The organism is Sodalis sp. RH15, assembly GCF_047324255.1.
In the GTDB taxonomy this organism is placed as follows: Bacteria; Pseudomonadota; Gammaproteobacteria; order Enterobacterales; family Enterobacteriaceae; genus Acerihabitans; species Acerihabitans ligni.
In genome coordinates this window covers 1,069,082-1,088,783 of record NZ_CP178738.1, presented here as the reverse complement: position 1 = coordinate 1,088,783, position 19,702 = coordinate 1,069,082, and the positions used below count along the sequence as shown (strand labels likewise).

The 19,702-nt window shown below is 56.3% G+C and carries 18 protein-coding genes, 1 tRNA gene and 1 pseudogene; 7 read left to right on the top strand and 13 right to left on the bottom strand.

Translation table 11 applies throughout. From position 1 onward, the window contains the following. Nucleotides 1–6: 6 nt before the first annotated feature. Nucleotides 7–1,314 (bottom strand): inorganic triphosphatase, encoded by a 1,308-nt coding sequence (locus tag ACL2XO_RS05200; protein WP_413726540.1) that lies wholly within the window; start codon nucleotides 1,312–1,314, stop codon nucleotides 7–9. Between the two features lie 404 nt (nucleotides 1,315–1,718). Between ACL2XO_RS05200 and ACL2XO_RS05195 the strand changes: the two genes are divergently transcribed. Together ACL2XO_RS05195 and ACL2XO_RS05190 are read left to right on the top strand one after the other, a co-directional pair. After that, nucleotides 1,719–2,339: a TIGR04211 family SH3 domain-containing protein gene (locus ACL2XO_RS05195; RefSeq protein WP_132923481.1), complete on the top strand. Its 621-nt coding sequence runs from the start codon at nucleotides 1,719–1,721 to the stop codon at nucleotides 2,337–2,339. 109 nt (nucleotides 2,340–2,448) lie between these two features. After that, the gene (locus ACL2XO_RS05190) at nucleotides 2,449–3,702 is read left to right on the top strand and encodes a multifunctional CCA addition/repair protein (protein ID WP_413742317.1); all 1,254 of its coding nucleotides are present in this window, start codon (nucleotides 2,449–2,451) and stop codon (nucleotides 3,700–3,702) included. Nucleotides 3,703–3,762: 60 nt separating this feature from the next. Here the strand turns inward: ACL2XO_RS05190 and bacA are convergent, their stop codons facing one another. Together bacA and folB are read right to left on the bottom strand one after the other, a co-directional pair. Further along, on the bottom strand, nucleotides 3,763–4,581 hold the full coding sequence (gene bacA, locus ACL2XO_RS05185) for an undecaprenyl-diphosphate phosphatase (protein WP_413726538.1): 819 nt from the start codon (nucleotides 4,579–4,581) through the stop codon (nucleotides 3,763–3,765). Nucleotides 4,582–4,728: 147 nt separating this feature from the next. Next, complete coding sequence (gene folB, locus ACL2XO_RS05180) at nucleotides 4,729–5,079, bottom strand: bifunctional dihydroneopterin aldolase/7,8-dihydroneopterin epimerase (protein WP_132923484.1); 351 nt, start codon at nucleotides 5,077–5,079, stop codon at nucleotides 4,729–4,731. A gap of 106 nt (nucleotides 5,080–5,185) precedes the next feature. On the opposite strand from folB, the gene plsY reads away from it, so the two are divergent. Continuing rightward, nucleotides 5,186–5,818: a glycerol-3-phosphate 1-O-acyltransferase PlsY gene (plsY, locus tag ACL2XO_RS05175; protein ID WP_132923485.1), complete on the top strand. Its 633-nt coding sequence runs from the start codon at nucleotides 5,186–5,188 to the stop codon at nucleotides 5,816–5,818. A gap of 183 nt (nucleotides 5,819–6,001) precedes the next feature. Here the strand turns inward: plsY and tsaD are convergent, their stop codons facing one another. Continuing rightward, nucleotides 6,002–7,015, bottom strand: a complete 1,014-nt coding sequence (gene tsaD / locus ACL2XO_RS05170; RefSeq protein WP_413742316.1) for a tRNA (adenosine(37)-N6)-threonylcarbamoyltransferase complex transferase subunit TsaD — start codon at nucleotides 7,013–7,015, stop codon at nucleotides 6,002–6,004. A 427-nt stretch (nucleotides 7,016–7,442) separates the two neighbouring features. On the opposite strand from tsaD, the gene rpsU reads away from it, so the two are divergent. The 3 genes from rpsU to rpoD all read left to right on the top strand — a co-directional run bounded on the left by rpsU (nucleotide 7,443) and on the right by rpoD (nucleotide 11,558). Beyond that, entirely contained in the window at nucleotides 7,443–7,658 is a 216-nt protein-coding gene (rpsU, locus tag ACL2XO_RS05165; RefSeq protein WP_001144069.1) for a 30S ribosomal protein S21, read from the top strand. Nucleotides 7,659–7,814: 156 nt separating this feature from the next. Next, entirely contained in the window at nucleotides 7,815–9,563 is a 1,749-nt protein-coding gene (dnaG, locus tag ACL2XO_RS05160; RefSeq protein WP_413742315.1) for a DNA primase, read from the top strand. Nucleotides 9,564–9,713: 150 nt separating this feature from the next. Continuing rightward, the gene (gene rpoD / locus ACL2XO_RS05155) at nucleotides 9,714–11,558 is read left to right on the top strand and encodes an RNA polymerase sigma factor RpoD (protein ID WP_132923488.1); all 1,845 of its coding nucleotides are present in this window, start codon (nucleotides 9,714–9,716) and stop codon (nucleotides 11,556–11,558) included. Between the two features lie 317 nt (nucleotides 11,559–11,875). Here rpoD and mug read toward each other — a convergent pair. Further along, nucleotides 11,876–12,364: pseudogene (mug, locus tag ACL2XO_RS05150) on the bottom strand (G/U mismatch-specific DNA glycosylase); the annotation flags it as partial. Nucleotides 12,365–12,496: 132 nt separating this feature from the next. Here mug and ACL2XO_RS05145 point away from each other — a divergent pair. Then, nucleotides 12,497–12,573 (top strand) — tRNA-Ile (locus ACL2XO_RS05145). A 179-nt stretch (nucleotides 12,574–12,752) separates the two neighbouring features. Here ACL2XO_RS05145 and ACL2XO_RS05140 read toward each other — a convergent pair. The 8 genes from ACL2XO_RS05140 to ACL2XO_RS05105 all read right to left on the bottom strand — a co-directional run bounded on the left by ACL2XO_RS05140 (nucleotide 12,753) and on the right by ACL2XO_RS05105 (nucleotide 19,552). Next, nucleotides 12,753–12,968, bottom strand: coding sequence for a DNA-binding transcriptional regulator (locus ACL2XO_RS05140; RefSeq protein ID WP_413742314.1), 216 nt, complete (start codon nucleotides 12,966–12,968; stop codon nucleotides 12,753–12,755). A gap of 113 nt (nucleotides 12,969–13,081) precedes the next feature. Continuing rightward, nucleotides 13,082–14,281 carry a phage late control D family protein gene (locus tag ACL2XO_RS05135; protein ID WP_413742313.1) on the bottom strand — a complete coding sequence of 400 codons (1,200 nt, stop codon included), beginning with the start codon at nucleotides 14,279–14,281 and terminating at the stop codon, nucleotides 13,082–13,084. Then, nucleotides 14,278–14,763: a phage tail protein gene (locus ACL2XO_RS05130; protein WP_413742312.1), complete on the bottom strand. Its 486-nt coding sequence runs from the start codon at nucleotides 14,761–14,763 to the stop codon at nucleotides 14,278–14,280. Before ACL2XO_RS05130 ends, ACL2XO_RS05135 begins: the two co-directional genes overlap by 4 nt. Beyond that, complete coding sequence (locus ACL2XO_RS05125; protein WP_413742311.1) at nucleotides 14,760–17,369, bottom strand: phage tail tape measure protein; 2,610 nt, start codon at nucleotides 17,367–17,369, stop codon at nucleotides 14,760–14,762. The genes ACL2XO_RS05130 and ACL2XO_RS05125 overlap by 4 nt, the downstream gene beginning before the upstream one ends. Next, nucleotides 17,362–17,481 (bottom strand): GpE family phage tail protein, encoded by a 120-nt coding sequence (locus ACL2XO_RS05120; protein WP_413743034.1) that lies wholly within the window; start codon nucleotides 17,479–17,481, stop codon nucleotides 17,362–17,364. Before ACL2XO_RS05120 ends, ACL2XO_RS05125 begins: the two co-directional genes overlap by 8 nt. 14 nt (nucleotides 17,482–17,495) lie before the next feature. Further along, nucleotides 17,496–17,783 carry a phage tail assembly protein gene (locus ACL2XO_RS05115; protein ID WP_413742310.1) on the bottom strand — a complete coding sequence of 96 codons (288 nt, stop codon included), beginning with the start codon at nucleotides 17,781–17,783 and terminating at the stop codon, nucleotides 17,496–17,498. 74 nt (nucleotides 17,784–17,857) lie between these two features. Next, nucleotides 17,858–18,373, bottom strand: coding sequence for a phage major tail tube protein (locus tag ACL2XO_RS05110; protein WP_413742309.1), 516 nt, complete (start codon nucleotides 18,371–18,373; stop codon nucleotides 17,858–17,860). 9 nt (nucleotides 18,374–18,382) lie between these two features. Next, nucleotides 18,383–19,552 (bottom strand): phage tail sheath protein, encoded by a 1,170-nt coding sequence (locus tag ACL2XO_RS05105; protein ID WP_413742308.1) that lies wholly within the window; start codon nucleotides 19,550–19,552, stop codon nucleotides 18,383–18,385. Nucleotides 19,553–19,702: the final 150 nt, after the last annotated feature.

Sequence of the window (19,702 nt, the reverse complement as noted above, 5' to 3'; positions counted from 1 at the left end):
ATTAAATCAGCGCTGGTTCACGCTGCGCCAGAATCCAGGCTGTGTGACCGCCTGGCGCCGCATATGTTCCACGTCATTGGTGCCCGGCAGCAGAATCGCCTGTTCCAGCGCCTGCCAGTGCAGTATATAGGATAAAACCTTTTTAGCGGGATAAGCGCCGGAAAGCAGATGAAAGGCCATGATTCGCCGCTCCAGGCGCGGCAATTGCTGGAGATATTCTTCCGGCGACAGCGTGCGGCCGAACGCCACCTTCAGCTCGGCGGCACAGCGCGACAGGGTGATATCCGAGAAACGCTTGAAAGAGCCGTTCAGCTTCCGGCGACCGTCGTCGTCAATGCTTTTTTGCCAACCGGACAGAATAAGCCATGAGGTCAGGGCCAGTTTGCACTCAAGATAGGCGGCCTCATAACACAGGGTCTGCGGTGAGCAGTCGGCCCTGACGATAAGGGGCGACAAATCCGCCAGCATAGCGCGCAAATGGGTGGTGGCCTTGCGCGGGATCATATTGCCCATCACCACGAAGGTTTCCCGTATCAAAGTAATGGCGGTCAGAATGGCATCCCGCGCCGGCGCCACGCCCCGCAGCCAGATCTCCTCATGATACTGCCAGTGCGCCAGCGCCAGTGACAGCGCTTCGCTTAGTCCCTGCTCCACGGTGGCCTTGGGGTTCGGCCTCGGCAGCGGCAGGGCGCGCACCTCATGGGGCGGATTGCCCTCGGCGAGATGATATCCCCGCGCCGCTTTACTCAGGCTGCCCAGCCGCAGCCCTCCCCCGGCAGACAAGGTTTGCCCATAGGCCAGCAAATCCGCCGTATTACCCCGCAACAGTTCAAGTTCCAGCTCACAGATGGGTTCGCGCAGTTCACCGGCAGTCACCTCGCCCCGATCGAAAGCGACTTCAATTTCGCTCTCGCCAAAGGCCACTACCCATTTTTCACGCTGGTAATCGGTGCGAAACAGCGGTTTCAGCTGGTTTTGCAGATTGGGGATATCCGTCCCGGCAGGCCAGATTTCCGCCGGCAGCAGCGACAGATCCAGTTCGGGACCGGATAGCGGGATATTGTACTCCGGGTGCTGGTGCAGCCCGCCGGTAACTTTGCCGGCGGTTTTTGCGGTCATTTCATAACGGTCGCCATTGCCGCGTATGCGCAAACCGATGCCATGATGACGCAAAAACAGGTCGGCGGTTTCAAAATAGATATTGATCAGACGTTGCGGCGGGGTATGGACACCCTCGCCGGCGGATACTCTTTCCGCCAGCGATGATAGCGCCTCGGGATGAACGATAAACTTTATTTCTATTTCTTCACTCATAGCTTCGGCCACACACATAGTTTGATGTCTGACGATCGGCGGCGCCGCTTAAGAACAGAAAACACGCCGGAATCGTCATGTTAAAGAGCGTAATCATCACCTTAAAGCATAATTTGAACAAGTATGGTGATAATTTAAATGAAAATTTATGACAAAAAATGAATCCTTCCCGCCCCGCTTGTGCCTCCTTTCACGGCTTATGGCGCCATAAAGCGTTCTAAGCAGTAAAACAATTAACGCATTTCCCTCAACCGGCATTATTACCCCCGGCTAAGGGCCGCAAACACGCCCAGCGAAGCCGGGCGCAGCCTGATAGTAAGATAGTTCTCATTTTTGTTTAAGCATTGCGCCGTCAAACTTAACCCTTTACTATCCACCGACATTAGCCGAAAAACGACGGAACTATGCACAAATTACGCCATATTTGCTTCGCGTTATTGAGTCTAAGCTTCGCCGCTAGCACTCATGCCGATGAGACGCGTTATATATCCGACGATCTCACCACCTATATTCACAGCGGGCCGGGCAATCAATTCCGTATTGTCGGCACGCTGAACTCGGGAGAGCAAGTTGCGCTGCTGGGTGTGAACGATAGCACCAATTACGGCCAGATCCGCGATGGCAAAGGCCGAACCGCCTGGATCCCGCTGGATCAATTGAGCGACCAGCCCAGCCTGCGCGTAAAAGTCCCCTCCCTGGAACAACAGGTGCAGACCCTGACGCAAAAACTCGCCACCATTGATGCGGACTGGAACCGGCGCACCGCTGATATGCAGAAGAAAGTAGCCGAAAACGACAGTACGCTCCAGGGTCTGCGCAATGAAAACCAGGGTCTGAAAGACCAGCTGACGGTGGCGCGGAAAAAAGCGGACGCCGATGCGGTACAGCTGGATGACAAGCAGCGGGCCATTATCATGCAGTGGTTTTTGTACGGCGGCGGCGTCGCCGGGGTTGGCCTTATCCTTGGATTGCTGCTGCCGCATATCATCCCCCGCCGCAAACGGGACAATCGCTGGATGAACTGACCCTCCCGCGGGTTCACCCCGGCAAAGCCGCACAATGCGCGGCAACAGTATTGCGGATGGGACTACAATTAAGACATGATGGCAAAACCGACATGGTCAGGAGTGGAGCGTGAAAAGATATCTGGTCGGCGGCGCCGTTCGCGACAGTTTATTACATTTGCCGGTGCGGGAAAAAGACTGGGTCGTGGTGGGGGCAACCCCCGATGAGCTTATTGCGCAGGGCTATCAGCAGGTGGGCAAGGATTTCCCCGTTTTCCTGCATCCGCAATCCCGCGAAGAGTATGCCCTGGCGCGCACCGAACGAAAATCCGGGCAGGGATATACCGGCTTTACCTGCTATGCGGCCCCGGACGTCACCCTGGAGCAGGACCTGCTGCGCCGTGACCTGACCATCAACGCCATCGCTCAGGATGAAGACGGCGCGCTTATCGACCCGTTCCAAGGCCGGCGGGATATTGAACAGCGCCTATTACGCCACGTCTCGGACGCCTTCGGCGAGGACCCTTTACGGGTTTTGCGGGTCGCCCGCTTCGCCGCCCGCTTCGCCCATTTGAATTTCCGTATTGCCCCGGAAACCCTGGCGCTGATGCGGCAGATGACACTGGCGGGAGAACTGCCGCTTATTTCGACAGAACGGGTATGGAAAGAAACTGAGAAGGCCCTGGCCACCCGCAATCCGCAGGTCTATTTCCAGGTTCTGCGCGACTGCGGAGCGCTGGCGGCGCTGTTCCCGGAGATCGACAACCTGTTCGGCGTGCCCGCCCCGGCCAAATGGCATCCGGAAATCGACACCGGCATACATACTCTGATGACCCTGGCGGTGGCGGCGCAGCTGACGCCCGATGTGGACGTGCGGTTCGCCACCCTGTGCCACGATCTGGGCAAGGGCCTGACTCCGCGCGATCAATGGCCGCACCACCACGGGCACGGCCCGGCGGGAGTCAGGCTGGTGCAAACCCTGTGCGAACGCTTGCGGGTACCGAACCACATACGGGAACTGGCTACAGTCGTCGCCGAATATCATGACTTGATCCATACCGTGGACCGTTTAACGCCCAAGACGCTGATGAAGTTATTCCATGCCATCGACGTCTGGCGCAAACCGCAGCGCCTGGAGCAAATGATCACGGCCAGCGAAGCCGATGCCCGCGGCCGCACCGGTTTTGAAAACAATGCGTACCCGCAGGGAGATTATCTGCGGGAGGCCTTCAAAGTGGCGGCCTCGGTGACCAACCGGGAGGTGATTGAAGACGGCTTCGTCGGCGCCGGGATCGGCGAAGAGATTCGCCTGCGCCGCCTGCGCGCCCTGACTTCATGGAAACAGCAAAAAGAGCACTCACGAACGGCGGTTATAGAGGACTAGCCTGTCCCGCCGCATACCGGAAGGACAGGTAGCGGCAGGAAAATTCGCCGTTCCAGCCCGTTACATCATCACCCAGTAGACCACCGCCGCCAGAACAAACCGGTAGATGGCGAAGGGCACAAACGAAATCCGCTTGATGATTTGCAAGAAGAATTTTATGGCCAGCAGGGCGACGATAAAGGCTGTCACAAACCCCACCGCAAACATCGGAAAATCATGCCACGACAGGAACGGCAGGCTTTTATACAGATCCAGCCCCGTGGCGCCAATCATCATCGGCACCGCCAGAATAAAGGAAAACTCGGACGCCGCGTAACGGCTGACGCCCATCAGCAAACCACCGCTGATGGTAGCACCCGAACGGGAAAATCCCGGCCACAGCGCCAGGCACTGGAAACAGCCGATCAGAAGGGCCTGCAGATAGGTGATATCATCGATCCCCTGCGCCCGGGGCAGCTTGGGTTTCAGCCACTCGCCCGCCAGCAACAGCACACCGCCCACCACCAGGGCGTACATGACATATTTTGCTTCAAACAGCGCTTTGATTTGCTCATGCAGCACCAGGCCCATAATAACCGCCGGCACCATGCCCAGAATGATATGCACCAGGGTTAACCGCCCCTGTCCGATGCCCTCATGCTTGACTTCGCCGAAATGAATGCCGATCAAACCAAACAACCGCCGCCAGAACATCACCACCACCGCCAGGATAGAACCCAATTGGATTATCACCTCGAAGGTCTTCGCTCTGTCATCGGTAAAACCCAGCAACGTGCCCGCCAGAATCATATGTCCTGTAGAAGAGACCGGCAAAAATTCAGTTAACCCTTCGACTATCCCTAAAATAAACGCGACAAATAAATCATGCAGACCTGTCATACAAAACCGTCCCCTCAATCAACCGACAACAAAAAAGCGGCAGTTTAAAACTCCGGCCGCTAACAATTCGGAAAATGAGACATAACATACGGTATCCCTGTTTCCGTTGCATGAAATTTAGCTTAAGAAGTCTTTTTTTCAGACTTTTCAGCGAGTACGCTCGATAATAACGCCGACGCTCTCGGCCTGGGGTACCGCCCCGGGTTTGCTAAGAACGATCCGCACCCAGGGCAGGGCGAAACGCTGCAGCAGCAAATCGGCCACCTCCTCCGCCACCCGCTCCACCAGGGCGAAACGGCCACCGGCCACAAAGGCAAGCACCGCTTCACTGACATCGGCGTAGCTCAGGCAATCCGCCACATCATCGCTGCCGGCCGCCGGCCGGTTGTCCCATCCCATTTCGATATCAAAAACCAGTTTCTGCCGGCGCTCCTGTTCCCACTCGTAAACGCCGATAAACGCCATAACCGTTAATGCTTTTATAAATACAATGTCCATGAGCCATACTCGGTTTTTGTGGATGTCTGATACCACTTAGCACGGAATATGCGTATTATCCACAGCTAGGCCACGAAAAACGATGATGACGGGATGGAATTTGGTTATGAATGCTCTTTCGATCGGCATGATAATCTTCGCCTATCTTTGCGGCTCGGTATCAAGCGCGATCCTGATCTGCAGGATAGCCCGCCTGCCCGATCCCCGCACTCACGGCTCCGGCAATCCTGGGGCCACCAATGTCCTGCGCCTGGGCGGCCGGTTCGCCGCCGCCGGCGTCATGGTGTTCGACGTGCTCAAAGGGATGCTGCCGGTCTGGCTGGGTTACCGGCTGGGGATACCGCCGTTTTACCTGGGCCTGGTGGCCATTGCCGCCTGTATCGGGCATATCTACCCGGTATTCTTTCACTTCCAGGGCGGCAAAGGCGTCGCCACGGCGTTCGGCGCCATCGCGCCCATCGGCTGGGACCTGACCGGGCTGATGGCCGGCACTTGGCTGCTGACGGTGCTGTTAAGCGGTTATTCATCCCTGGGCGCTATCATCAGCGCCCTGATAGCGCCGTTTTATGTCTGGTGGTTTAAACCGCAGTTCACTTTTCCCGTGTCGATGCTGTCGTGCCTGGTCTTGTTGCGCCACCATGACAATATCCAGCGCTTATGGCGCGGCCAGGAAAGCCGCCTATGGCGCAAACGCAAAAAGGATTTGGATATCGATGATCGGCAAAATCATAAAAGCTGATAACGGAGCTTGTTGACAAAGTACCCGGTCGTGACAGGCTGCCAGATCGTAAACACGCCGTAAATACGTCCTTGTAGGCTCGATCCGCGCCATCCCTGGCGCGGACGGTTTACTCTTCTGGCAGCCTGTGTCCCTCCTTGATTGACTCCGAGTACGTTTGTCAGCAGCCTGGCCTGGCGAAGCTTACAGCGCCGGTAATTCCGCCAGCGGCCAGCGCGGCCTTACCGTGATGGCCAAATCCCCCATGATCCCGTTTTGCAAACGCACCATCCCGGCATAGGCAATCATGGCGCCGTTATCGGTACAAAACTCCGGACGGGCATAAAATACCTGGCCGCCTCGGCTTCGCATCATGGCCGCCAGGCGTTCGCGCAGGGCACTGTTGGCGCTTACGCCGCCTGCGATGACCAGGCGTTCGAGCCCGGTTTGTTCCAGCGCCCGCCGGCACTTGATAAGCAGCGTATCCACCACCGCGTCCTCAAACGCCCGTGCGATGTCCGCCCGGGTCTGGGGATCGCCATCATTAGCGCGCACAGTATTGGCGGCAAAGGTTTTCAAACCGGAGAAACTGAAATCCAGACCGGGGCGATCGGTCATGGGGCGCGGAAAGGTAAAGCGTCCGGCGACGCCCTGCCGCGCCAGTTGCGACAGCAGAGGACCGCCGGGATAATCCAGCCCCAGCAGCTTGGCGGTCTTATCAAACGCCTCGCCGGCGGCATCGTCGATGGATTCACCCAGCAGCGTATAGCGGCCGATGCCGGCCACATGGATCAATTGGGTATGGCCGCCGGAGACCAATAACGCCACAAAGGGAAACACCGGCGGATTCTCTTCCAGCATCGGCGCCAGCAAATGGCCTTCCATATGATGTACCGCAACGGCCGGCACCCCCCAGGCATAGGCCAGCGCCCGTCCCACCGTGGCGCCCACCATCAGCGCGCCCACCAGGCCGGGACCGGCGGTATAGGCCACGCCGTCAATATCCTTCGCCCCCATGCCGGCTTCCAGCAGCGCCGCCTGGATCAGCGGAACGGCTTTACGTACATGATCCCGCGAGGCCAGCTCGGGCACCACGCCGCCGTAATCGGCATGCAGCTTCACCTGGCTGTATAGCTGATTGGCCAGCAGGCCCGCCTGTTGGTCATAAATCGCCACACCGGTTTCGTCGCAGGACGTTTCAATACCCAATACACGCATAATTTTTTACCAGCTCCACTCCAAAGCGGCGCACAGTCTACCATAATCTCCGCCCGCGGGAGGCGCACCTGACCATGGCCCGGTGCAAAATCAGTGTCTTTCTTGTCCGGGCCATGCTACAAGTATGCCCCTTGCTGACCCTGAAGATCCGGTATTGGCCGGGAGGATCTTGATTTGCAAGGTACAGCCGCTTGATATTACCTTTTTTGATTGATAAAACCAATCAGATGCGGCAATTTTAAGCGCTTTGCGCTATACTCTTATACAGAAATCAGCCGGAAACGCGGCGGCCGAACGCTTCGCCGGCAAGAGAGTTGTCCTTAGCGCTTTACAAGACAGCTATGCTTGAAGTAAAATTCCGCACCATTTTGAAATGGCTGACAACAGGTCAGCAGCAAAAACCGAATTCTATCGAGGTGAGAGTTACATGCCGGTAATTAAAGTACGTGAAAACGAGCCGTTCGACGTAGCACTGCGTCGCTTTAAACGTTCCTGTGAAAAGGCAGGTGTTCTGGCCGAAGTCCGTCGTCGTGAGTTCTATGAAAAGCCGACTACCGAACGCAAACGCGCCAAAGCGTCCGCAGTAAAACGTCATGCTAAAAAATTGGCCCGCGAAAACGCACGCCGCACTCGTCTGTATTAATATTTCGGGGTCAAAACCCCGACCGCGTGATTAATCCGCAGACTTAGAAGTTGCATACGACTTAGTAGTTGCATACAGAAAGTTGCAAACGAAGGCCGTGGGATCCGCAAGGGTTACACGGCTTGTTCTCGTTTATAGGCTAACCAATCAGGGCTTATGGCTGGACGAATTCCACGCGTATTTATCAATGACTTGCTGGCGCGCACCGACATTATCGACCTGGTCGATGCTCGTGTGAAGCTTAAAAAGCAAGGCAAAAATTATCACGCCTGTTGTCCGTTTCACCATGAAAAAACCCCGTCGTTTACCGTTAATGGCGATAAGCAGTTCTATCATTGCTTCGGCTGCGGCGCCCACGGCAACGCAATTGACTTCTTGATGAATTTTGACCGGCTGGAGTTTGTCGAATCCATCGAAGAGTTGGCGACCATGCACGGTCTGGAGGTTCCCTACGAAGCGGGGGCCGGACCCAACCAGCAGGAACGCCATCAGCGCCAGAGCCTGTATCAGGTTATGGAGCAGCTGAGCGGTTTTTACGCACAGGCCCTCAAGCAGAACACCGCCACGGCCCCGCAGCAGTATCTGGCCAAACGCGGGCTGAGCGCGGAGGTCATCGGCCATTTCGCCATCGGCTACGCTCCTCCGGGCTGGGACAACGTTCTAAAGCGCTTCGGCCGGTCGGCGGAAGAAAGAGAAGCATTGAACGATGCCGGAATGTTGGTGACTAACGATCAGGGAAGGACCTATGATCGCTTCCGTGAACGGGTGATGTTCCCCATCCGGGACCGTAGGGGCCGGGTTATCGCCTTCGGCGGCCGTATTCTGGGCGAAGGCCAGCCCAAATATCTGAACTCGCCGGAAACCGAGATTTTCCACAAAGGCCGCCAGCTGTATGGCCTTTATGAGGCGCAGCAGCAGCATCCGGAACTCTCGCGCCTGCTGGTGGTGGAGGGTTACATGGATGTCGTGGCGCTGGCGCAGTTCGGCATAGATTATGCCGTCGCCTCGCTGGGAACCGCCACCACAGCCGAGCATATACAGTTGCTGTACCGCGCCACGGAACAGGTTATCTGCTGTTATGACGGCGACCGCGCCGGCCGCGAGGCCGCCTGGCGGGCGCTGGAAACGGCGCTGCCTTATCTCAGCGACGGCCGTCAGCTGCGTTTTATGTTTCTGCCGGACGGAGAAGACCCGGATACCCTGGTGCGCCAGATTGGCAAAGAAGCGTTCGAGCAGCTTATCGAGCAAGCACAGCCGCTGTCGGTATTTTTGTTCGAGACGCTGATGCCCCAGGTGGATCTGAGCAGCCCGGACGGACGGGCGAAATTGAGCACCCTGGCCCTGCCTCTCATCGGACAGGTGCCGGGAGAAACACTGCGTATGTACCTGCGCCAGCAATTAGGCAATAAATTGGGCATTTTGGACGATAGCCAGCTGGAAAAGCTGCTACCGCAACAGGGGGGCAATACAAATATTTCGCCCCAGCCCCGGATAAAACGCACAACCATGCGTATACTTATAGGATTGTTGGTGCAAAACCCGCGCCTTTGCGCTCTTATCCCGTCAATTGCGGGTTTAGAGCAGGCAAATCAGCCGGGTGTACCTTTGTTTATCGAGTTAGTGCAAACCTGTCAGGCGCAACCAGGCATTACCACGGGACAGTTGCTCGAGCATTATCGGGATAATAAATCCAGCCGACAGCTTGAAACCCTGGCAACCTGGAACCACATGATCATAGATGATATGGTCGAAGAAACTTTTATCGATACCCTGACGAGCCTGTACGACTCCATACTTGAACAACGTCAGGAAGTGTTAATCGCCCGCGACAGAACGCACCGGTTAACTGCCGAAGAACGTAAAGAGCTTTGGTCGCTAAATAAAGCGTTGGCCAAAAAAAAATGAATGACGAGGCTTAAATGCCTATAAATGTCAGGGCAATGCCCTGTGCGATGCCGTAGTGGGCTGCGGCGTTAAATAATGGCCTGATCTCTTGTTGGTGATGAAATTTCACCGACCAACACCGAAATTACTCTGAAGTGTGGATACCGTCTTATGGAGCAAAACCCGCAGTCACAGCTCAAGCTACTTGTCACTCGTGGTAAGGAGCAAGGCTATTTGACCTTTGCCGAGGTCAATGACCATCTGCCGGAGGATATCGTCGACTCCGATCAGATCGAAGACATCATCCAGATGATAAATGACATGGGCATCCAGGTGATGGAAGAAGCACCCGATGCCGATGATCTCCTGTTGGCGGAAAATACCTCCGACACCGACGAAGACGCCGCCGAAGCGGCAGCCCAAGTGCTATCGAGTGTCGAATCCGAAATTGGACGCACCACCGATCCGGTGCGTATGTACATGCGTGAAATGGGTACAGTGGAACTGCTGACCCGTGAAGGCGAAATCGACATCGCCAAGCGTATCGAGGACGGGATTAATCAGGTTCAATGCTCCGTCGCGGAGTATCCTGAGGCTATCACCTACCTGCTGGAACAGTACGACCGCGTCGAAGCGGGGGAAGCACGGCTGTCGGATTTGATCACCGGCTTTGTCGATCCCAACGCCGAAGAAGATTTGGCCCCTACCGCCACCCATATCGGTTCCGAGTTAACCACTGAAGAGCTGGCGAACGACGACGACGATGACGAAGAAGACGACGAAGACAGCAGCGACGATGATAACAGCATCGATCCCGAGCTGGCCCGCCAGAAATTCGTCGAGCTGCGCGAGCAGTATGAAGCGACGCGAACCGTTATCAAAACCAACGGCCGCAGCCATGCCAAATCAACGGACGAAATCCTCAAGCTGTCCGAGGTGTTCAAACAGTTCCGACTGGTGCCCAAGCAGTTCGACTACCTGGTGAACAACATGCGTTCCATGATGGACCGCGTGCGTACCCAGGAACGCTTGATCATGAAGCTGTGCGTTGAAATCTGCAAAATGCCGAAGAAAAACTTCGTCACGCTGTTCTCCGGTAATGAAACCAGCGAAGCCTGGTTCAAGGCCGCGCTGGCCATGAACAAGCCCTGGTCGGAAAAACTGCGCGAAGTGGATGAAGACGTCCATCGCAACCTGCAAAAACTCCGTCAGATCGAAGAAGAAACCGGCCTGACCATCGAGCAGGTGAAGGATATCAACCGCCGGATGTCCATTGGCGAAGCCAAGGCCCGCCGCGCCAAGAAAGAGATGGTTGAGGCAAACCTGCGCCTGGTTATCTCCATCGCCAAAAAATACACCAACCGCGGCCTGCAGTTCCTGGATTTGATCCAGGAAGGCAACATCGGTTTGATGAAAGCGGTAGACAAGTTCGAATACCGCCGCGGCTACAAGTTCTCAACCTATGCCACCTGGTGGATACGGCAGGCCATCACCCGCTCCATTGCCGACCAGGCGCGTACCATCCGTATACCGGTGCATATGATTGAGACCATCAACAAGCTCAACCGTATCTCCCGTCAGATGCTGCAGGAAATGGGACGCGAGCCTACCCCTGAAGAGCTGGCGGAACGTATGCTGATGCCGGAAGATAAAATCCGCAAAGTGCTGAAAATCGCTAAGGAACCGATTTCCATGGAAACCCCCATCGGCGACGATGAAGATTCCCATTTAGGTGATTTTATCGAAGATACCACCCTGGAATTGCCGCTGGACTCCGCCACGTCGGAAAGCCTGCGTTCGGCGACCCATGACGTATTGGCCGGTTTAACCGCCCGTGAAGCGAAAGTGCTGCGCATGCGTTTCGGCATCGATATGAATACCGACCATACGCTGGAAGAAGTGGGTAAACAGTTCGATGTCACCCGCGAACGTATCCGTCAGATAGAAGCGAAGGCGCTGCGCAAGCTGCGTCATCCGAGCCGTTCGGAAGTGCTGCGCAGCTTCCTGGACGACTAGAACGGCACGTGCCCTGGCGGCCCTTGTTTCATTGATGTAATGAATAAGGGCGCCATGACATCATTGCCGTTAGATGCTTTTATCCTAAAAAGCCCCGCCAGGTCAGCGGGGCTTTTTTTATGCCTTCAATCCTCCGTAGCGCCGGTGGGCTTTTACAACACTCATTCTCCGTAGCGCCGTGAGCTTTACCTGGTTCTACTCACCTAAAGCGCCGGTGGGCTTTCGAGGCCGGGCTCCTTCATAGTGCCGGTGTATTTTTCCACGCCGCCATCCGCCATAGCGCCGAGGTTTTTTATGGCAGTATCCTTCAGCGGCGGCAGCGCAATATTCAATTCGCGATAGGATTTGAGCAACGTGCCGAAGCTCATGCGGTTCAGGCCGCTGGGATTGGGCAGCACCCAGATTTCGGTATTGCCGATGGTCATCTCCTGTTTGCCCCACATCACGTCGCGCACCCGAAAGGCCTGCCGGTAGACCTGCTTGCCTAAAACCGCCAGCGCCTTAGGCTGATAAAATTCTATTTTTTCAATCAGGCGCGGGCCCCCTTCACGAATCTCCGATAGCGTGACCTCCGCCGCTTCCACCGTGGGCCGCTCCACCAGCACCGTGAGTCCGCAGCCGCTACCCAATAGCTCAGGCCCCTCTTCCGGCTTGAACTGGCGCTCGGTGAAACCGGACTGGTGGAGGATCTTCCAAAAACGATTATTGGGGTTGGCGAAATGAAGTCCTTTATGGGCGCTGGACAACCCGGGATTGATACCGCAAAACACAACCCTTAACCCTGGCGACAGGATATCCTCAAGCATCTATTCGGCTCCTTTATGATGCCTAGCTATTGTTATACAATCATAATAGCCGGGATTTGGCGATAAATCAGCCATCTAGTGCGCGCCCCTATGGATCTGTTTGTGCCGTTCCTCTATAATCAACGCCCACTCGGCCCCTTAGCTCAGTTGGTTAGAGCAGGCGACTCATAATCGCTTGGTCGCTGGTTCAAGTCCAGCAGGGGCCACCAAGAAAATTGTTATAAATCATTAAGTTACAATCACCCTTCTCCGCCTCGAATTTCACTGTTTTAGCAAAGTGTCTCAAAAGTGTCTCACCAGAAAATTTCGTGCCTCGTCCGTAACGCATTTTAGGCTTCAAAAAAGGGCAAATTTCAGGCGTGAAAAAACCCGCTTTCGCAGGCTTGGCTCAGAAGCAAAACGTATCTTGTATACCCTTAGGATGAGGCGGCGCAGGATTCACCCGACCGGGGATCATAATGGAATCGGTAATGCTTTCCATGGTCTTAAAGGTATGGCCGCAATTGATGTTGGTGCATTGGTGATAACGTTCTTTGGTTGAGTCACTGAGATAACGGCTTGAGCGGGCATGAGCGGCGTTTTTGCATAACGGGCAATGCATCATAAAATAAATATTCCTTCCGTTTTAATCTGCCGACAATTTTATCATTAGCCATTTTAAAATTCACTATTAGTGAATAAAGGCACTAAAATTAACTTTATTCTAAATAACATTCCCTATTTATCGGTTTCAAAATTAACGTTGCTCAATAAGACTTCCAAATTTAACGTGGTGGTGTAGCCGCTATTGCTCAGGTTATGGGTCACCTTGTTGATAATCCATGGCTGCGCGTCAATCACCGATTTAAAGCCTTTCACCGCCACCGGCGTCTCCGGGTAAAGATCGGCACGGCCCATTGCCAGCGTCAGGGAAAACTCGGCGACACCGCGTTGCAGCTTCTCCCATTTCGCGGTGGCGGCGCGCATGGCGGCGGCTTTTGTGGCATAAACAGTGGTCAGCGCCAGCACGTTATCCGAGCTTCCCGCCATATACTCCCCCTCCCTGGCTTCCGGCGTTTTTACACCTTTCGGGGCAACAGACTTAGCCGTGGTGCTGGGCTGTTGTAACGCTCGCAGATGGCGCACCTTGGTATTGGGATGCTGCAAGGCGCGCAGGTGCCGCGCTTTCGGTTTGCGCTGCACGGTGGTTTTCGCATTGGCCTGCTTGGGATCTTTGGTATGCAGCCAGCTTGCGGTCACGCCGGTATAAGCGCCACGATCGGCGATTGTAAAGCTGTGCCGGTCCCCGTCGCGGCGTTCAATGCTCATTTGCGGGATGGCTTTGCCGGAGACGGTCTTGCCGCTACCGGGTTTGAACAGCATCAACCGGCCCGCCTTGATAGCCGCCACCGCGCCGTTTAATTCCGCCAGGCGGGTGATAAACGCCGCGTCGGTTTCCTGGGTCTGGTCGATATGGGGAATTTTGATAGCTTTCAACTCATCGGAGACCGCCGGTGTCAGGCTGTTGCGGGTGGCTATCTGGCTAACGATATCGTTTAAATTAGTGTCATGATAGGACACCTCGCGCCGGGAATTTAAAGAGCCGCGAAAGTCCGCGCTGCGGGCGCGAATAATCAGCGTATCCGGCGCGCCGTGGTGCTCCACTTCATCCACGGTAAAATCCCCTTTACCGTAAAGCGCCTCACCCAACCAGCCTAAAAACACGCTGATAACCGCCCCGCGCCCCGGCATCTGTAACTGACCGTCGGCGTCATTCAGTTCAATATCCAACTGGTCGGCATCAAATCCGCGGTTGTCGGTGAGGGTCAGCGACAGCAGGCGCGGGCGCAGGTCTGCGGTGATATCCTTTTCATTCATCATTAGCCGAAAATCCGGCGCGACGGTGGCACCGGCGGAGGGCATCCGCGTGTTAATCATGAACCGAATCCCCCGAGGACGGACTGCGCTTTGCCCGCCAGGGTTTTGGCTTTGCTCAACAGACTTCCGGCCTGATCTTTTAAATCGCCAAACATCGCCGTCAGGCTTTCATCTACCCGCATCAGGTTGAGGGTGAATTCAATACGCCGGGCCGCGCCGTCGGCAAAAAACTCCGTCCGGGTCTCGGTAAAGCCGGTGACCACAAACGTGCCGTATATGCGACCACTGCCTTCTATCAGCGGCCAGGCTTTGCCCTGCGCCGCCATGGTTTCCAACGCCAAGAGCGACAGCCGTCCGCCGGTGACCTCCGGCAACAGCACGCCGGACAGGGTAATAGCGTCGTTATCCTGGCCCAGAAACTGCGCCGCCGGCAGCAATCCCACCCGGCTATTGGTGGGCCAACGGTATTCCAGCGAGCGGTTTAAGGTTTGATACGGAGCGGTGCTCAGAGTGAACACAAACAGCCCGAGGATCATCATCATGGCTGGGCCTCATAGGTCATGCTGCTGCGGTTGCGGGCGCGCTGCTTGCGTTGCCGTTTATCCCACTCATCAGCGGCGGCACCGGCGGCGATGCGCCCGACGTCCTGCGGTGTCAGGGTTTCACCACTTTTTGGGGTATAGGGTACGGTGATATTAAGCGTTGTGGCCGGGGCGGGCTGGGTTGCATAAATCGGTTTATCCGCCTGCTGAATTTGTCCCAGGATGGGATGGGCGTTATGCAACATGGTGCCTGGCTGGTAGCCGTAAGCAGTGGCCGGAGCGGCACCGAGCTGATTACCGTAAGAGGTGGCAGAGGTAGCGCCGGGCTGATTGCCGTAGAAGGTGGGAGGGGTCGCGCCAGATAAGGGAAGGTCAGCACCCTGAAAGGCTTGAGGTGCGGTTGCCGGATTCGACCGTTTTCCTTTATCGGCCAGGCCGTCGGACTGTTTATCGATAAGTCCGAGCTTGTCCAGCACCCAATCGATACCCTGCCGCAGCTGTTTCAACGCGGTCATGGGCAGGGCTAAGGCGGTTGCCACCCCCTCGCCGAATATCTTACCGGCATGGCTGGCGCTGGCGAGGGATTCCTGCGTGGCTTTCACCGGCGCGATCAGATTCTCGAACCCGTTAAAGATGGCTTTCAGCTTATCGGTCATCAAGGTAAAAACCGGCCTGAGCGGCGCAAAGCCAGCGGCAATCGGCCCCATCGCCGCCGTAAAGCCCTCAACCGCACCGCCGATAAACGCCTTAATCGGTTGCCAATATTTGCGCACCATCAGCGCCCCGGCAATAAGTGCCGCCACGGTAAGCGTAATCGGCAGCGCCAGCGTGGCAAAGGTGGCCGCTATGCCCTTCCCCGCCACGGCCAGCCCGACAGCCAATAACTGACTACCCGACAGCAGCAGATTAAACCCGGCGATAACCGGCCACGCGGCCAGGCCGAGTATTGCCAATCCGCCCACTAACGCGGTTACCACGCCCGCCATGGCGGTAAGCTGCTTGGCAAGCTGCGGATTTTTTTTCGTCCATTCCCCTGCGATGGTGAGCCATTTAATGGCGGCTTGGGTCAGCTTGCGCAGGCTGCCGTCCTGTCCGTCGAACAGCTCAATGCGGATATCTTCCCATGCTGACGTCAGGTTTTTTAAATCCCCCACCAGGTTATCGGTCTGGATCCGGGCCACCTCCCGAGCCTTGCCCTGGGAATGCAATAAGCCCTGTTTCTTTTGACCGAGCTTGCCGCTTTCCGCCGCTTCCACCAGGTTTTGCGCCGACTTCATCGCCTCTTCGCCAAAGATGGCCTTAAAGTATTCCGCCCGTTGCGCCGTGCCGAGATTGTGCTTTTTCAAGGAGCCGGCGACGCCTTTTAGCACCTGTTCAATGGGTAAGAAGTTGCCCTGCTTATCGCGGGTGGTGACCTTCAGCTCGCCCAAAGCCGCTGCGGATTCACCGGTAGGTGCCTGCAAGCGGGTAAACACCGCGCTGACACCGGTACCGGCCATGCTACCTTTGATGCCGTTATCCGCCAGCACACCGAGCATGGCGGTGGCGTCCTCGATACTGGCCCCGGCGGCGCGGGCGATGGGCGCGGCATATTTCATCGCTTCGCCCAGTTCAATCAGCGAAGTATTGGAACTGGTAAACCCCTTGGTCATCACGTCCGCCACTCGGCCGATATGGTCTAGGGGGATTTGGAAGGCGGATTGCATATTAGTGACGATGTCCGCCGCCTCGGCAATATCCACCTCACCGGCCAGGGAGAGGTTAACCGTGATGTCGGTAGATTTAAGAATGGCATCGGCATCGTACCCGGAACGGGCCAAGGTGGTTTGCGTGCGCGCCACATCGGTAGGGGAAAACGCCGTGGTGGCGCCGATATCCCGCGCCTGCTGGCGCATGACCTGGAGCTTGGTGTCTTTTTTATCCAGCCCCAGGATGGCCTGAGAGCTGGACATTTGCCGGTCGAATGCCACTCCCGGTGCGATAAACCGGCCCTCGGCGTACAGCGTACCGGTGACCATGCCGAGCGCGGCGGTACTTTTCCCGGCGATGTTTCCGGCCATCTCCTTGCCAGCCTGGTAGCGCTCTTTGATACGGGTTAGACGCTGTTGCTGTTGGCTTAGTTTGGCGAGCGCATCCCGTTGCCGATTCAGGGTGCGGGTGGCGGCGTCAGCGTTCTCGCCCAGGCGCTTTTGCTCAGAGGTGAGACGGTTGGTGGCAATGCCCGCGCCGCTCAGCTCGGAACGCTGTGATTTTACCGACTGGCGCAGGCTGCGGTATTTCTCTTCCAGCGCCGCCACGTTGCGCCGTGCCTTGTCCATCTCGCGGCTTTGTTTGGCGGTGGGGTTATCCAATGCGCTAAAGGTTTTTTCAAGGTTCGCCGCTTCCTGCCGAGCCTGGCGCAGGCCCACGCCGGTGGCGGTGAGCTGCGCTTTGACCTTTTTGAATCTATCGATTTTCCCGGCCTGCTGGTCGAGGGTACGCAAGGTTTTTTCCGTGGCGCGAATATCGCCGGCCAGGTTACGGCTGGCGGTCTGCACCGCCCGAAATGGCCGTGTGGCCTTATCCACCGCTTTTAGCAGTACCTGAAGCTGAAGCTTATTACTCATCGGTTTGCCCGCTGCGTTTAAGGGCGCGAGTGCGCCAGGCGATTAACTCAGTGAGTGACAGGGGGAATAATTCCGACGGCGGCCAGTGAAATATCACCGCGATATCCGCCATCAGGTCATCCACCGTCAAGCCTGCGGGGATGCCAACTCGTCCGATTTCGGCGACAAAAAACCGATCACCTGCCCCGCCAAAGCCACCATATCCGGCAGACCAAGCTGCGCGCATTCATGCTGGGTCAACTGCGGCGAGGTAATGCGCGGCAGCACGATTAACAGCGCGTCCACATCGGCGTTCGCTACATCCGCCAGACGCACGCCGCGCAGCGCGCCTGCGTTGGGTTTGAGCACTTCCACGTTGGTAATCAGGGTTTCACCGCGTTTAATGGGGGTATCGAGTTTGACCAAAGTATTCATTATTTTTATTTCCTATTTGAAGGGTGAATTTATATCGGTTTATCCGTAACCGTTACGCTTAAAAAGGGGAATCATTACAAACCGATGGCGCGGCGATGTTCCGCCAGCCGGTCCACGCCATTGACGATTTCCACCAGGTTGACGGTATCGATTTCAATCAGCACATTGCCGCCGACGGTCAACTTGTAATAGGTGCATTGGGTGGAGACTTTGGTCTCGGTGTCCTCGCCCTGCTTGTAATCGCCGGAGTCAATTTCCTTATGGCGGCCACGCAGGGCCACCTCGACCGCCGTCACGTCGCCGGTATCATCACGCTGGAACGATCCGACAAAACGCAGTGGCACCGCGTTCACCCCCGCCGCGCCCCATTGGGTCAGCACCAGGTCATCAATGCCGCCTATGGACCATTCCACCGACAAGGCGTCGTCATCCAGGCCCAAATCCACCGGCGCGACGCCGTGCATGCCGCCGCCGCGATAGTTCTCCAGCTTGCGGGTGAGCTTGGGCAGGGTCATGGAGGTGACCACACCCTGATAGCTGAACCCGTCGTTAAACAGGTTCAGCAGTTTTAATTTGCGAGGCAAAGCCATAAATTTCCTTTAAGTGTTCACGTTAGAAGAAAAGCTCATGAGATAGCGGTCGGTGATGCGCTGGCGGAAGGTCAAATCCTCCAGCGGCGGGACCGGGGTGTAGTCGTAATCGATAAACAGCTTTCCGGCCTTCAGTGTGTTTTTGTCGTTGGCGGAATCGTCATACCAGCATGTGCCGTCAATGATGTATCCGGCGGATTTCAACTCGCGGAACTTGGCGTTTACCCCTTCCATCAGGTCGCGGACCAGCGTCGGCGTGACGGGTTTATCCATGGCCCACAGGTGCGCCTCGGCCAGGGTATCCGCCAACACCTGCGCGGTGCGGGTGTAATTTTCAAAAGCAAACAGCGGGTCGTTGCTACAGGTACGTGAGCCCCAGAACTTAAAGCCGTCCTTGCGGATCAGCGTGGTAATGCAGGCTTCATTGAGCAAATCGGCATCGGTACCGGTGGTTTGCAAATCCCAATAGACATGACGTGAAACGCCGGTAACACCGTTAACGTCCACATTGGACAGCGTCTTGTGCCAGCCGGTGTCGTTGTCGATTTTGGCGCGTAACCCTAGAGCGTAGGCGGTGGCATAAGCGGTATCAGTGGCGGCGGTAACCGTATTCCACGCCAGGAATTCCGGCCATATAAGCATCAGCTCGCGCTGGCTGAAATTGGCGCGGTAATTAATGGCTTCAGGCACCGTTTTGCAGTTCCAGGCGCTGATATAACCGAAGGCCCGGAGCTGCTGGCAAATAGAGGCCAGGGCAGTGGCAACCTCAAGGTTATCCAGGCCGGGCACGGCGATGATGCGCGGCTTGACGCCGGTTTCCGACTGAGCAGCCAGCAAAGCATTGAGGCCGATGTAACGACCTTCGGCATCCACGCCGCCGATGATATTGGCGGTTATGGCGGCTTCGTCTTTACCTTCGGCCACGCGTACCACGATGGTGACCGGTTTGGCCTGGGCGGCGATGGCGAGCAATGAAGATTTGAGGGTGCCGGTGCTACCCGCTTTTGCGGCAGCGGTCAGGATATTGGTGATAAGCACCGGCGTGTTGAGCGGGAAAGTGGCGGCATCGGCATCGTCGCCGGTGCAGACTAGACCAACGATAGCGGTGGATGCGGTGGAAATGGTGCGTGCGCCGTCATTGATTTCAAGGACGCGGACGCCGTGGTGGTAATTAGCCATCGTGAAGATCTCTTGTTTATGGTTATGGGCATGATGCAAGGAATGCTTCCAATGGGCATGGCGTTTCTGTTTGATCGAGGCCGATACAACGAGGATAAAATTTAACCAGAACATCTTGTCACATATCAAGATTATCGAAATGTAGCCGAT

Excerpts from the sequence above, each read along its gene's own strand:
- ACL2XO_RS05125 (WP_413742311.1), bottom strand. The coding sequence starts at position 17,369 with ATGAGTAATAAGCTTCAGCTTCAGGTACTGCTAAAAGCGGTGGATAAG.
- dnaG (WP_413742315.1), top strand. The coding sequence starts at position 7,815 with ATGGCTGGACGAATTCCACGCGTATTTATCAATGACTTGCTGGCGCGC.
- plsY (WP_132923485.1), top strand. The coding sequence starts at position 5,186 with ATGAATGCTCTTTCGATCGGCATGATAATCTTCGCCTATCTTTGCGGC.
- ACL2XO_RS05130 (WP_413742312.1), bottom strand. The coding sequence starts at position 14,763 with ATGATGATGATCCTCGGGCTGTTTGTGTTCACTCTGAGCACCGCTCCG.
- rpoD (WP_132923488.1), top strand. The coding sequence starts at position 9,714 with ATGGAGCAAAACCCGCAGTCACAGCTCAAGCTACTTGTCACTCGTGGT.
- ACL2XO_RS05140 (WP_413742314.1), bottom strand. The coding sequence starts at position 12,968 with ATGATGCATTGCCCGTTATGCAAAAACGCCGCTCATGCCCGCTCAAGC.
- tsaD (WP_413742316.1), bottom strand. The coding sequence starts at position 7,015 with ATGCGTGTATTGGGTATTGAAACGTCCTGCGACGAAACCGGTGTGGCG.
- ACL2XO_RS05120 (WP_413743034.1), bottom strand. The coding sequence starts at position 17,481 with ATGGCGGATATCGCGGTGATATTTCACTGGCCGCCGTCGGAATTATTC.
- bacA (WP_413726538.1), bottom strand. The coding sequence starts at position 4,581 with ATGACAGGTCTGCATGATTTATTTGTCGCGTTTATTTTAGGGATAGTC.
- rpsU (WP_001144069.1), top strand. The coding sequence starts at position 7,443 with ATGCCGGTAATTAAAGTACGTGAAAACGAGCCGTTCGACGTAGCACTG.
- ACL2XO_RS05195 (WP_132923481.1), top strand. The coding sequence starts at position 1,719 with ATGCACAAATTACGCCATATTTGCTTCGCGTTATTGAGTCTAAGCTTC.
- ACL2XO_RS05110 (WP_413742309.1), bottom strand. The coding sequence starts at position 18,373 with ATGGCTTTGCCTCGCAAATTAAAACTGCTGAACCTGTTTAACGACGGG.
- ACL2XO_RS05200 (WP_413726540.1), bottom strand. The coding sequence starts at position 1,314 with ATGAGTGAAGAAATAGAAATAAAGTTTATCGTTCATCCCGAGGCGCTA.
- folB (WP_132923484.1), bottom strand. The coding sequence starts at position 5,079 with ATGGACATTGTATTTATAAAAGCATTAACGGTTATGGCGTTTATCGGC.
- ACL2XO_RS05115 (WP_413742310.1), bottom strand. The coding sequence starts at position 17,783 with ATGAATACTTTGGTCAAACTCGATACCCCCATTAAACGCGGTGAAACC.
- ACL2XO_RS05105 (WP_413742308.1), bottom strand. The coding sequence starts at position 19,552 with ATGGCTAATTACCACCACGGCGTCCGCGTCCTTGAAATCAATGACGGC.
- ACL2XO_RS05135 (WP_413742313.1), bottom strand. The coding sequence starts at position 14,281 with ATGATTAACACGCGGATGCCCTCCGCCGGTGCCACCGTCGCGCCGGAT.